The organism is Amycolatopsis sp. (assembly GCF_036008905.1).
Taxonomy (GTDB): Bacteria; Actinomycetota; Actinomycetes; order Mycobacteriales; family Pseudonocardiaceae; genus Amycolatopsis.
On record NZ_DASYMU010000021.1, the window covers coordinates 1 to 14,302 of the forward strand.

The 14,302-nt window shown below is 69.5% G+C and carries 5 protein-coding genes; all 5 read left to right on the forward strand.

From position 1 onward, the window contains the following. Positions 1-68: 68 nt before the first annotated feature. The 5 genes from VGP60_RS03865 to VGP60_RS03885 all read left to right on the forward strand — a co-directional run bounded on the left by VGP60_RS03865 (position 69) and on the right by VGP60_RS03885 (position 14,302). Entirely contained in the window at positions 69-218 is a 150-nt protein-coding gene (locus VGP60_RS03865; protein ID WP_327546438.1) for a hypothetical protein, read from the forward strand. Positions 219-429: 211 nt separating this feature from the next. Beyond that, positions 430-2,919, forward strand: a complete 2,490-nt coding sequence (locus VGP60_RS03870) for a CHAT domain-containing tetratricopeptide repeat protein (RefSeq protein ID WP_327546439.1) — start codon at positions 430-432, stop codon at positions 2,917-2,919. Next, on the forward strand, positions 2,916-3,680 hold the full coding sequence (locus VGP60_RS03875) for a DUF2071 domain-containing protein (protein WP_327546440.1): 765 nt from the start codon (positions 2,916-2,918) through the stop codon (positions 3,678-3,680). Before VGP60_RS03870 ends, VGP60_RS03875 begins: the two co-directional genes overlap by 4 nt. Next, positions 3,677-4,453 (forward strand): 5'/3'-nucleotidase SurE, encoded by a 777-nt coding sequence (gene surE / locus VGP60_RS03880; RefSeq protein WP_327546441.1) that lies wholly within the window; start codon positions 3,677-3,679, stop codon positions 4,451-4,453. The genes VGP60_RS03875 and surE overlap by 4 nt, the downstream gene beginning before the upstream one ends. Before the next feature lie 138 nt (positions 4,454-4,591). Beyond that, on the forward strand, positions 4,592-14,302 hold the full coding sequence (locus VGP60_RS03885; protein WP_327546442.1) for a polymorphic toxin-type HINT domain-containing protein: 9,711 nt from the start codon (positions 4,592-4,594) through the stop codon (positions 14,300-14,302).

Consider the following 14,302-nt stretch of genomic DNA (forward strand, 5'->3'; position numbering starts at 1 on the left):
TGCGTGTATCGGCAGCACCCGCGTCGCCTGTCTGGACCAATGAAGATCGTTAGGGGAGGAGATCGCTCATGTCTACGCCTGCGGAAACCACCAACCCGGTCACCGAGGAAGCGCCTGTCCTTCCGCCGCTGCCGGAGGTTCCGAAAGAGGACCACGACCACGATCACGACGTCACCACCAACTGTGCTGGTGGCTGCCCTCAGAAGATCGAGCCCTGAGGCGCCGAACGTGATTTGACAGCCCGCCTGCCCAGCTCCTATGGGCAGGCGGGCTTGTTTTGCCTACAGCCTGTGTTGTCATAGTGAGGTGCCCGTAACGAAGCTTGGACCACTCGACACCATCAGAAAGGCTCGTGAACTCCACCGAGCCGGCGTCGACGCGGCATGCTCCGAGCGTCAGCGTGAGGGAATCCGGCTACTGCGACGCGGTATGAGCCTGCTGGAGTCGATTCATCCGGTCGACGCGGACTACCACGACGAGTGGCTCGTGGTCCGCATTCGGCTGTCGAGCACCTTGGCGTTCTGGTCGTCCGAGACACGGGGCGGCGTCGCTTCGGGCCTTGCCGGGCTGGACGACGTCCGCTTGCTTACGCGGGGAGTGTCCGACCCCGGAATCCTGGCGGAGCTGAGCGGGGCGATCGATCACAACTACGGGCTGCTGCTCATGGCGTCAGGCCGCAACGAGGACAGCATCCGGTACTTCGACGCCTCGATCGAACACCAGGAATGGCGGCTGGCCAACACCGCCGAACCGGCCGCGTTGCTGGGCGGGTACCTGAATACCCTGTCGACACGAGGAATGGCGTACACCCGGCTAGGTGATGTCAAGAGGGCACGCGAGGATTTGACCAGGGCCATCGCGACCGCGGAGAAGGGCGAACTTTCGTTACTGGCCGCGGATATCCGGCGGCGTCTCGGCGCTCTGGAACTACGGATCGGTGATGTCCCGGTCGCGTTGAGTCTTCTGGAGAAGAGTGAGCGGGCTTACCGCGCGATCCCGGCGGAAATTCCTCCCCTGCTCCGATGGGAGCAGGCGCAGGCGCTGTTGACCGCCGGTTTGGCCGATGAAGCCGGTAGGTATCTCGACGATGTACTGCCTACGATGCGCGAGAAACACAGCCTCACCAGAGATCTGGGAAGTGTGGAGCTGTTTCGGGCCGTGGCCGCGTTGATGCAGGACGATCTGGATCTGGCACGACGGTCCGCGGCGTCGGCACGCCGCCGGACGCTGCGATGGGGCTGCCTGACCTGTGTCGCGGAAGCGACTGTCGTCGCCTTACGAGCCGACGTACGGGATGCCCTGAGTTCCCACGACATCCCGCCGACGCTGTCCGCGCGCGTGCTGCGAGCGGCGAAAGCGATGCCACCACGGCTGACCGAGCAGGCGGGATTGGCGCGAATGCTGGCGACAAGACTCGAAATCGCCCGCGGAAAACTCAAGCGGGCAGCGGAACTGCTGGCACAGGTGCCCCGCCCCGGGCAGGTCACCTCGATCGACTACCGCATGCTGCGCCGGCTCTGCCGCGCCGAACTCGCCGCCGCGGAAGGAAACCAGCGCAAGGCACTCACCGAGATCCGTGCCGGGCTGACCGAGCTCGACCGGGTCCGCGACCGCATGGGCGGGCTCGAACTGGTCTCCGGCACCGCTCTGCACGGCCAGGAACTCGCCGACCTCGCGGTGAAGCTCGTCCTCGCCGGTGCCAACGCCAAACGGCTCTTCGACTGGCTCGAACGCACCCGCGCCCAGACCTACCGCTACGAGCCGCTCGCGGACTCCGAGGATCCCGAACTCGCCGACCGGGTCGCCGAGGTGCGCGGGCTCAGCCAGGCCATCCACCAGGCCCAGCACGACGGCCATCCGACGGCCGCGCTTGAGGCCCGGCACGCCGAGCGGCTGCGCGAGGCGCACCGGCTCGGCTGGCACAGTGGTCGCTGGGGCAAGCCGAGGCCCGTCGTCGACCTGGCCGACGTCGCCGAGCAGTTGGGTGAGCGCGCGCTGGTGAGTTTCGCGTCGTCCGGGGACGAACTGGTGGCGGTGATCGTCGCCGGGGGCAAGTCGCGGTTGGTGCGCCTCGGGTCCACCGCGCAGGCCGCGCAGAGTGCCCGCACGCTCAATGCCGACCTCGACGCGCTCGCGCCGGACAACCTGCCGCCGATGCTCGTCACCGCGGTCCTGAGTTCCGCCCGCAAACAGGCCGACCGGCTCGACGAGCAGCTGATCGCGCCGCTGGCGGAGTCGCTCGGGGACCGCGAACTGGTGATCGTGCCGACGGGAGCGCTCTACGCCGTGCCGTGGGGCGTGCTGCCGAGCCTGCACACCCGCCCGACGGTCGTCGCGCCCTCCGCGACGGCGTGGGTCGCGGCGGAGCACACCGAGACACCGCGCGCCCGCAAGGTCGTCCTCGTCCGCGGGCCAGGACTCCTTGCCGCACAAGGGGAACTCGACAAACTCGCCACCCACTACCGGACCGCGAAGGTGCTCGACGGGAAGCGCGCGACGGTCAAGTCCGTGCTGCAGGCGCTCGACGGCGCGAAACTCGCCCACATCGCGGCGCACGGCGCGCACGAGCCGGAGAACGCGTTGTTCTCCCGGCTCGAGATGACCGACGGCGCGCTGTACGCCCACGAGATGGCCGGGCTCAAACAACCGCCACGGCAGGTCGTGTTCGCGGCCTGCGAGCTGGCGCTCAACCGCATCCGGCCCGGCGACGAAGCGCTGGGTTTCGCGAGCGCGCTGCTCGCCGCCGGCTCCCGCACGGTCATCGCGCCGCTCAGCCGCGTCGGCGACCAGGCCTCGGCGGCCGCGATGGACGACTACCACCGCGGCCTGGCGGGAGGGGCGAGCCCGGCGACCGCACTGGCCGACGCGATCGCGATCGACCCGTTCCGGCGCCCGTTCGTCTGTCTCGGCGCCGGGTGACGGCCGAGGCGATCACGGCGCTGACACCCCGGCCGGTGGGGCTCTCGACGTTCGTCCAATGGTGGCGTGACGTCACGTTCCTGCACTGGGCGGTCGACCCGGAACTGGTGGCTGGGCTGCTGCCCACGGGTACGCGCCCGGACACCCTCGACGGCGTCACCTACATCGGGCTGGTGCCGTTCCTGATGGACCGCGGCGGGATCGGGCCCGGACCCGCGCTGCCGTACCTCGGGAAGTTCTGTGAGACCAACGTCCGGCTCTACTCCGTGGACGACCAGGGCCGCCGCGGTGTGGTGTTCCGGTCCCTCGACGCCGCGCGGCTGCTGCCTGTCCTCGTCGGCCGGACTTTGCCGCGACTGCCCTACAAGTGGGCGAAGATGAGCGTGCGCCGCGATGGAGACGTGCTCACCTACACCTGCCGCCGCCGATGGCCGGGACCTCGCAGCGTCGAGAGCCGCGTGGTCGTCAAGGCGGGGGAGCCGATCACCGAGCCGACCCCGGTCGAGCGGTTCCTGACCGCGCGCTGGGGCATGCACCTCGAGTGGCGCTCCCGCACGCTGTATCTCCCCAACGAACATCCGAGCTGGCCATTGCACCGGGCTGAACTGCTGGCGCTCGACGACCGGCTGATCACCGCCGCCGGACTGTCACAACCGTCCGAGCCGCCGGTCAGCGTGCTCTACTCGCCGGGGGTCCCCGCGAGGTTCGGCACCCCGGCGGACCGTACGTCCTCTGGAAACGAAAGGGAAACCGCGAATTGACCACGGATGCCGGGCCCCGGGTACTGATCACCAACGATGACGGAATCGACTCGCCGGGCCTGGCGGCACTCGCCCGGTGCGCGATCGACAGCGGCATGAGCGTGGTGATCGCCGCCCCCGCGAAGGAAGCCAGCGGCACCAGCGCGGGTCTGACGGCGGCCGAGGGGGACACCCGGCGGGTCGAGGTCGAGAAGCGGGAATTGCTTGGCCTGGAAGGCATCGAGACCTACGCCGTCGCCGCGCATCCCGGCTTCATCGTCCTGGCCGCCTGTGAAGGCGGACTCGGCGTCAAGCCCGACATCGTGTTGTCCGGTATCAACCGGGGTGCCAACGTCGGCCGCGCCGTCGTCCACTCGGGAACCGTTGGTGCCGCGCTCACCGCCGCCGTCAACGGTGTTCGGTCGATGGCGGTTTCGCTGGACGTCGGCCTGACCGAAGAGCCGGGCCGGCATTGGCAAACCGCCGCGAACGTGGTCCGGGAGCTACTCCCGGTTCTGATGGCCATGGACAAGGACACCGTCCTCAACGTCAACGTGCCCGATGTCCCGCCAGACACGCCCTTGAAGTTCACGTGGGCAGCGCTGGCCGAGTTCGGCACCATCCGCAGCCGCGTCGAACGGCCGGAGGACGGCGTCATCCAGACCACCGCGGTGATCGCGGACGGCGAGCCGGCCCCCGGCACCGACGCCGCCCTCCTCGCCCAAGGCCACGTCACCCTCACGCCCCTGAATTCCGTCACCGAAAACACCACCACCCACCGCCCCGCCCTCTGACGACCACGCTGCCAGCCGACCCCGAGTCGTTACAAAGTCGAAGAGAAGCCGCCTGAAAGCGCCCCCGCTTACGTTTCCCCCGCACGCCCATGACCGGGATGTGCGATCGCACTTTTCGGAAGCGGGGGCTTGGGCCGAATGTCGCGTGCACAGACGAAACGAAGACTGGGTTTCCTGGGGCTGCTGGCTCACTGGCCGGTCAAGCTCATCGCGGTAGGTCTGACCATCAGTCTCCTGGCGGGCACCGCCGGGGACGCCGTGCTCGGCATCCCCGGCAGCGGCACCGGCAACCCCCAGGCACCGCAAACCCCGGTCCAGCAATGGGGTTCCGCGGCCGGAGACCTCGACCACCTCGACGGCCGGCCGAACAACCGAACCCTCCCCACCTCACTGCGTGGCCGCTATCCGCAGCAGGTCTGGGACCAGAACCTCAACACCGCCTCGGTCGAAACCCCGCCGCCCGCCGAAGTCCGCGGCTTCGACCAGGCGACCAGCAAGGAACTCCCCGAGAGCCGCGGCGCCCACGACCGCACCTACGCCAACACCGACGGCACGGAAACCACCGAGTTCTCCACCGACCCGATCAACTACCGCACCGAGTCCGGGACCTGGTCGCCGATCGAGACCGCGCTCGTCGCGATCGAAAACGGCACCGGCTGGCACAACACCGCCGACGCCGTCGACGTCCGCCTCGCCCCGACCGCCGACGCGCCGGAGCTGGCCACCCTCGCCGTCGACGCCGACCACGCCGTTTCGTACTCTCTCGCCGGTGCCGCACCCGCCGCGGCCAGGATCGACGGCAGCACCGCCACCTACCCCGGTGTGCAGCCCCACGTCGACCTCCGGCTCGAATCGCGCCCGGGTGGCGCCAAGGAAACCCTGGTCCTCACCGCGCCCGAAGCCGCGACCAGGTACCTGTTCCCCTTGAAGCTCAAGGGACTCACGGCCACCATCGCCAACGGCCAGGTCGTGTTCAGCGACGCCTCCGGCGCGCAGCGGGCGGTCATCCCGGCCGGCGACATGGTCGACGCCCACCAGGCGCGCTCCACCGGCGTCACCTACCGGCTGATCACCACCGGCGCGCAGCCGGCGCTCGAAGTCACCCTCGACACCGCCTGGCTGCGGGACCCGGCACGCGCCTACCCGATCCTGGTCGACCCGACCGTCCAGCTCCCAGTGACCGGCGAAGCCGCCGACAGCGCCATGTACGTCCAAGGCGACAGCTCGGCTTCGGGGAGTTCCCAGCTGCGCGTCGGCACGATCGACGGCGCGAACTCCGCCTCCTACCTCAAGTTCGGCGGCCTGGTCTCGAAACTGCAGAACCACACCATCTTCGGCGCGCAGCTCTGGGCGGTGAACTACGACGCCGACTCCTGCACCCCACGGGAGGTCAGCGTGCACCCGGTGACCGGCGCCTGGACGGCCGGGACCGGCTACTCCTACCCTGGGCCCGCCGTCGGCGGGGCACTGGCGAGCAAGTCGTTCGCGCACGGCTACATCGCCTTCGGCCAGTCGTCGTCGGCCTGCCCGACCGCCGGTGAGCTGTTCAACCTCGGCGGCGGTGGCCGGGACCTGGTCCAGCGGTGGGTCAACGGCGAGCAGGCCAACAACGGCCTGTCCCTGCGGGGCTCGTCGGATTCCCTGTCCGGCAAGCGGTTCACCGGTCCGGGCACCGCGAACCCGCCGAAGCTGTTCGTCACGCACAGTCCGTACAACGCGACCTACGCGATGCCGAACCCCGTGCCCAACCCGCCGGTCCTGCAGAACCAGGACGGCAAGGTCAAGATCACCGTCACCAACAAGAGTGCCGCGGCCTGGGCGCCCGGCGACTACTACCTGGCCTACCGCGCGTTCGACGCCAAGACCGGCGCGGCGGTGGTCCAGCAGCGCTCGGTGAACCTCACCACGACGGTCGCCAGGAACGCCCGGGTCACCCTCGACGCGACCATCAAGGCGCTCCCGCCGGGCAAGTACTTCTTCGACTTCACCATGGTCAAGTCGGGCGGCCCGGTGTTCACCGACCACCAGGTCCCCCCGGCCAGGCTCGTCCTGCAGGTGTTCGACATCCCGCCGGTGGTCCAGGAACTGTTTCCCCCCAACGGTTATCAGGCGTCGACCCTGACCCCGATGCTGTGGGCGAGGGCGCTCGACATCGACGCGCCGCCGAAATCGTCGCTGCAGTTCAAGTTCGAGATCTGCGAACGCGACCCGGCGGACAAGCCGGTCAAGTGCGTGAACTCGGGCTACCAGGCCAAAACCGCGTGGACCTTCCCGGCGGGCACCCTCAGCTGGAGCAAGGCCTACCTGTGGCGCGCGTTCGTCCAGGACGCCACCACCGAGATCATCTCGCCCTACTCGACGCTGCTGACGACCGTCCCGCAGCCCGAGATCACCTCGCACGTCGCGGGTTCGCCGTACAGCACCGCGAACCGGGAGTTCGACCCGCAGGCCGGCAACTACACCACTGCCGCGATCGACGCCTCGGTGACCACCGCGGGGCCTGGTCTCAGCCTGGTCCGCACCTACAACAGCCTCGACCCGCGCCGCGACGGGCTGTTCGGCGCCGGGTGGACCACCCAATACGACATGAAGCTCGTTCAGGACGACGACGGTTCGGGCAACGTCGTGCTGACCTACCCGGACGGCCAGGCAGTGCGCTTCGGCAAGAACGCCGACGGCACCTACGCCGCGCCCTGGGGACGCACCGCGTCGCTCACCGTCGACGGCACCGCGTGGAAACTGCTCGACCAGACCGGCACCACGTACCAGTTCTCCCTGAGCGGCAGGCTGAACAAGATCACCGACAGCGCCTCGCGCTCGGTGGTGCTCACCTACAACACCGCCGACGGGAAGCTCGCCAAGGCGCAGGTCTCCAACAGCCAGACCAACACCGCCGGGCGGGCGCTGAGCTTCGTCTGGTCCGGCGCGCACGTGAAATCGGTCAGCACCGACGCGGTCAACGGCGCCCCGCTGACCTGGAACTACACCTACTCCGGCGATCTGCTCACCACGGTGTGCGGGCCCACCGTCGCCTGCACGAACTACGAGCACACGCCCGGCTCGCACTACCGCACCACCGTGCTCGACTCGCGGCCCGACTCCTACTGGCAGCTCGGTGAGCCCGACGGCACCGGCGCGGGCAGCGAGGTCGCGATCAACCTCGGCAAGGACGCGGGCCTCTACAAGTCCGTGACACTCGGTACCCCTGGCCCGATCGTGGGCAGCACCGGCACCGCGGCGACGTTCAACGGCACGACGTCGGCGGTCGAACTCCCCAAGGGAACGGTCAAGAAGAGCCGCGACGCGGCCGTCGAGCTGTGGTTCAAATCCTCGCTCACCGGCTCCGGCGGCCCGCTGATCGGTTACCAGGACAAGGCGCTCGGCACCGCGTCGGCCACCGGGGTCCCGGTCCTCTATGTCGGCACCGACGGCAAGGTGCGCGGCCAGTTCGCCACCGGCGCGGTCACCCCGATCACCTCGGCGGCCGCGGTCAACGACGGCAAGTGGCACCACGTCGTGCTCTCGTCGATGGGCACCTCGCAGACGCTGTACCTCGACGGCGCCAAGGCCGGAGAGCTGACCGGCAAGACGATCGACCACTCACTGCTGACGTTCAACCAGGTCGGCGCCGCCTACGCGAGTACCCCGGCGTCCTGGCCCGGCTGGGGTTCCACGGCCCAGCGCTCGTATGCGGGCACGATCGACGAGGTCGCGATCTACTCCCACCCGCTCGGGCAGGCGTCGGTCACCGCGCACCTCCGCTCGGGGCTGGCCCAGTCCGACTCGCTGAGCAAGGTCACGCTGCCCAGCGGGAAGGTCGCCTCCTCGGCGGTCTACGACGTCGCCGCAGACCGGGTCAAGGAGTACACCGACGCCAACGGCGGTACCTGGAAGATCGGCCCGCCCGCGGTCTACGGCGACAGCACCGACCTGCGTCGCAGCGTCGAGGTGCTCGATCCGGCGAACCGGCCCAGCCTCTACGAGTACGACGCGCTCGGCGGCTGGGTGCTGCGCCTGGGTGTCCCGCTGGGCATGGAGACCCGGCCCGACGACAAACCGGGGGAGCCGGCCGTGCCCCCGGCGCCGCCGGTGGAGAGCTGCACCAAGCCCGATCTCAACGACCCGGCGTTCTGCACCACCATCCCGAACAGCTCCGGCGGCCCGGTGTTCGTCCGCTACGGCTCCGAGGGCATGAGCATCCGCACCTTCTTCTACGACGATCTCGGCAGCCTGACCTCGGTCACCGACGAGAACGGTGATTCGGTGTCGATGACCTACGACGCCCGGGGCAACGTCACCTCCAGCAAGACCTGCCGCGGCCCGAACGACTGCCAGACCAGCTACACCACCTACCCGGCGACCGCCACCAACCTCTACGACCCGCGGAACTCCCTACCGATCGAGACCAGGGACGGCCGGTCCGCGAGCGCGACCGACAACACCTACCGCACGAGCTACGCCTATCACGCGAGCGGTCAGCCCGCCTCACAGACCGCGCCGGACGGCGGCGTCATCCAGAACACGTTCACCAACGGCAGTGAAGCGGCGATCGGCGGCGGCTCGCCCCCGGCCGCGCTGCCGGCGACCACGACCGACGAGCGCGACAAGGTCACCCGGTTCACCTACTACGCCAACGGCGACCTGGCGAAGATCACCGAGCCGTCCGGTCTCGTCACCGAGATCACCTACGACGCCATCGGGCGGAAAACGTCCTCGAAGGACATCACCACCGCCTACCCGGCGGGGCTGGTGACCACCTACACCTACGACGGGATGTCCCGGCTGCTCACCCAAACCGATCCCGCCACTGCCAACGCCGTCACCGGCGCGAAGCACCAGCTGCGCACCACCAGCACCTACGACCCGGACGGCAATCTCACCGCGCTCGGAGTGGCCGACGCGCTCGCCAACGACCCGGTCCGCGTGACCTCCTACCGCTACGACGAGCACAACCAGCTCGTCCGGCTCACCGACGCCGGGGGCAACGAAACCTCCTACGGCTACGACGCGTTCGGCAACCGGACGTCCGAAACCGACGCCAACGGCAACCGCTACGACTTCGCCTACACCGCCCGCAACAGCCTCGCCGAGGTGCGGCTGCGGGACTGGCGCAGCGACCCGGCGGGCGCACCGGCCACCGGCACCGGCGACTACCTGGTGCTGCACTCGTACTCCTATGACTTCGCCGGCCGGATGACCAGCGACACCGACGCCATGGGACGCCGGCTGGAGTACAGCTACTACGGCGACGGCCAGGTACGCCGGAAAACCCTGAAGAACTTCCGCAATCCCGACGGCACCAAACGCGACTTCGTCGTCGAGGACAACACCTACGACGGCGCGGGCAACCTCAGCCGGCAGATCACCGGTAACGGGAAGGCCGTTACGCAGTACACCACCGACAAAGCAGGCCGGGTCGCGTCGGTCACCGCCGATCCCGGCGGGCTCGCCCGCTCCACGACCTACAGCTTCGACCAGGGCGGGAACGTCCTGCGTGCCACCACCGCCGGGAAACCGTCGAACGTGCCGTGGATCGTCTCCACCACCCCCGCCGTCGTGGACTACACCTACGACGACGCCGGCAACCGGACCCTGGAGACCGTCACCGACGGCACCGCCAAGCAGAGCACCAAGTACGGCTATGACCAGCGCGGGCTGCTGATCTCCACCACCGACCCCCGCGGCAACGCGGCAGGTGCGGACCCCGCGGCCTTCACCACCAAGTACGGCTACGACGAGGCCGGCCGTCAGGTCAGCACGACCGGGGCGCCGGTGAGCGCCGAGAGCACCGGGCAGCCGGCGAGAACGGTCACCCCCGTCCAAATCTTCGGCTACAACACCTACGACGAGCCGACCGAGGTGAAGGACGAACTCGGCAAGGTCAGCACTTCGGCGTTCGACCTGACCGGACGACTGGTCAGCGCGACCGCGCCTGCCTACCAGGCCCCCGGCCAGCCCGCCGCGGTCACCGCCACCATCACGGCGAAGTACGACGGCAACGGCAACGCCGTCGAGATCACCAGCCCGCGGAGCGGCGTCACCCGCGTCACCTACGATCAGCTCAGCCGGATGGTGAGCCTCGACGAACCCGCCTCGACCGACCTCGAGCGGGCGGTGTGGAAGTACACCTACGCCAGGGCGGGCGGGTCGCTTTCGGTCACCGACCCGGCGGGCGGGCGCACCGAGGCCACCTACGACGACCTCGACCGCCAGGTCAGCAGCACCCAGGTCGAACGCCGCCCCACGGCGGGCGTGTTCACCACCAAGTTCGCCTACGACGACATGGGCAATGTCACCAGCGCGGCCGCCCCCAGCGGCGCGAACACGGTCAACGTCTACGACGCCGTCGGCGAGCTGACGAAGTCCACCGACCCCGCGGGCGTGCCGACCCAGCTCGGCTACGACTACGCCGGGCGTCAGGTCCGCGCCACCGACGGGCTCGGCCGCACGAACCAGGTCGCCTACGACCTGTTCGGCAGGCAGGTCGCCGAGTCGGACCTCAAACCCGACGGCACAACGCTGCGTACGTCGAAGTTCGGCTACGACCTCGCCGGGAACCTCCTCACCGCCACCGACCCGCTGCAGGCCACCACGACGTTCGCCTACGACGCCGCGAGCCGGATGGTCAAGCAGGTCGAACCCGTGTCGGGCACCAAGACCATCACCACGACGTTCGGCTACGACGAAGCGGGCAACCGCACCCGCCTCACCGACGGGCGCAACAACTCCTCGATCACCACCTACAACAGCCTCGGCCTGCCCGAGTCGACGATCGAACCGGCCACCGCCGCCCAGCCGAACGCCGCCGACCGCACCTGGACCGCGGCCTACGACCGCAACGGCAACGCGGTCAGCCTCACCGCTCCCGGCGGTGTCGTGCGGACACGGACCTTCGACGCCGCGGACCGGCTGACCGGCGAGACCGGCACCGGTGCGGAAGCGGCCACCGCCGCCCGCACCCTCGGCTACGACCTCCTCGGCCGGACCACCGCGGTCAACGGCGCCACGGGCACGAACGCCTACACCTACGACGACCGCGGCAACCTGCTCACCACGACCGGCCCCGGCGGCACCGCCGGGTTCGCCTACAACAGCGACGGAAACCCCACCACCCGCACGGATTCGGCGGGCACCGCGGGCTTCGGCTACACCAGCGGCAGGCTGACCTCGATGACCGACGGGATCACCGGCGCGGCCCAGCAGATCTCCTACGACGGCGCCGGGGCCCTCAAGACGGTCGGCTACGGCGCGGGCCGCACCCGCACCTTCGGGTACGACGACCTCGGCAGGCGAACCTCCGACACGCTGGTCAACTCGGCGGCCAAGCCGGTGAGCTCCTCGGTCTATGCCTTCGACCTGAACGACAAGATGGCAGGAGAGACCACGACCGGCACGGCCGGAGCGGGCGCGCAGAGCTACGACTACGACCAGGCGGGCAGGCTCACCGGGCTGACCGCGGGCGGCGTGTTCACCGAGTACGCCTGGGACGACTCGGGCAACCGGGTCAAGGCCGGCGCGAAAGCGTCGGCCTACGACGAGCGGAACAGGCTGCTCTCCGACGGCGACTACACCTACGCCTACAGCCCCCGGGGAAACCTCAAGACCAGGACGAGTTCCGGGCTCACCGAGCAGTTCTCGTTCGACGCCTTCGAACGGCTCGTCACCGCTGCCGGGCAGAACTACACCTACGACGGCCTCGACCGGGTGGCCGCTCGCAACGGCACCGCGTTCACCTACGCCGGGCTCGACGACGGTGTCGTCGCCGACGGCGCCGGGACCTACGGCCGGGGCGCGAGCGGCGAACTGCTCGCCACCGCCAAGGGCGGCACCGAGCGACTGTCCCTTTCGGACGGTCACGGTGACGTCGTCGGCGGGTTCGACCCGGCCGACACCGGATTGGCCCAGCTGCCCGATTCCACCGCCTACGACCCGTTCGGCAAGGTGACCGCCAAGTCCGGCAGCACCGGCTCGCTCGGCTATCAGGGCGATTGGACCGACCCGGCCACCGGCCAGGTCGACATGGGCGCCCGCTGGTACGACCCGGGCACGGGCGCGTTCAACGCCAAGGACGACGTCGACTACTCCGGCGGCGATTCGGTACTGGCCAACCGCTACACCTACGGCGCCGGCGACCCGATGGGCTCCGTCGACCCGGACGGGCATTACCCGACTCCGAGCGGCAACCTCGTGACCTGCGACCCGAGCTTCATGAACTTCGTCTGCCTGCAGTACCAGTCCCAGTTCACCTACTACGCGATCATGGACCAGGTCCGCGCCCAGCAGCGGGCGGCGGGCAAGAAGTCGAACTCGCAGAAACCCCGCACCAGCTATCCCTCCTACGCACCCGGTCCCGCCTCGAGCGGGCGGGGCAGTGGCGGGGGCTGTGGCGCCTGCTACGACCCGGCCGCCGCCGCGCGCGAGGCCGCACGGCAGAAGTACCTGAAGGCCAAGGCCACCAGCGACGCCGCCAGGGCGGGCAACGCCGCCAACGCGCGAAACGTACCCCGAGGGGTCTCCTCGGCCGCGAAGAAGCCGGTGGTGTCCTCGTCCGACGTCGCGTCCTCGAGCCCGTCGCTGCCCGCGCAGTCGACCGGTTCGAACGGGAACGTCGTCGCGGACCAGAAGAAGGCGACCGACAAGATCTACCAAAAGGCGGTGGAGGCGGTCGGCCCCGTCGTGCAGAACACGTCGAAGGCCTCCGGTGCGCCCAGCGAATCCACCTCGGCTGGTGGATTGGGTGGCGGATCGGGCGGCGACTTCTCCTTCGGCGACCTCTTCAAGAAGAAAACCTGGCAGGACGCGGACTTCAGCGAACTGGGCGACCCCGGCATGTGGTGGGAAGGGGCCAAGGGCGCGGCCGACGTCATCGGCGAGGTGACCGGGATCAACGACGCCCTCGACTGCGTCACCGAGCTCGACCTCGAAGCGTGTGCGTGGACCGCCGTCACCGTCGCCAGCATGCTGACCGGCCCCGGCGGGGTCGCGGCGGTGCGCGCCGCCAGAGCCGGGCGGGTGGCCGCGAAGTACGGCGATGACGTCGTGGACGCCGTCCGCCAGAGCTCGAAGGTCCTCGACGACGTGTCCTGCGCGGTCACAGCCGTGGCGAAGAACAGTTTCACCGCCGACACCGAGGTCCGGATGGGCGACGGCACGGCCAAGCCGATCAGCGAGGTCAAGACCGGCGATCAGGTACTGGCCACCGATCCCACCACCGGCCGCACCGGCGCACAAGCGGTGACCGCGGTGATCGTCGGCGACGGCGTCAAGAACCTGGTGGCGGTCACCGTCGCCACCGGCGAGATCACCGCGACCAGCGAGCACCCCTTCTGGCTGGCCGACGAGCGGCGCTGGGCCAACGCCGGAGAACTCCGGGCCGGGCAACGGATCCAGACCGCCGACGGCCAGGGCGCCGTGGTGACCGCGACGCGGGCGTGGACCGAGCAGGAACGGGTCTACAACCTCACCGTCGACGCCCTGCACACCTTCTACGTCGTCGCCGGCGGCGTGGATCTGCTGGTGCACAACACCGAAGTCAACAGCAATTGCCCGGTGCACGGGTCCACTGCCGTGCCGGGGACCGACCCGGCGAAGTGCACCTGCCGGCACAGCGCCAACGAAGACAGCACCCAGAGCGAGTCGGTCGTCAAACAGCAGCAGGAGCAACGGGAGACACAGGCCAAAGCCACCGTCGGCACGGCCCCCAATATCGCCAAAGGGCTCGGGCACCCCGCGGGCAGTCCCACCGACGCCTGGAGCGCGATCGCTTTGGCGGTCAGCGTGGTGGGCATCAAAGCCACCCAGGCGGGCCAGAAGATCGCCCGCTGGTGGAAGGCGCGCGGAAGCCGTTAG

Excerpts from the sequence above, each read along its gene's own strand:
- VGP60_RS03865 (WP_327546438.1), top strand. The coding sequence starts at position 69 with ATGTCTACGCCTGCGGAAACCACCAACCCGGTCACCGAGGAAGCGCCT.
- VGP60_RS03870 (WP_327546439.1), top strand. The coding sequence starts at position 430 with ATGAGCCTGCTGGAGTCGATTCATCCGGTCGACGCGGACTACCACGAC.
- VGP60_RS03885 (WP_327546442.1), top strand. The coding sequence starts at position 4,592 with ATGTCGCGTGCACAGACGAAACGAAGACTGGGTTTCCTGGGGCTGCTG.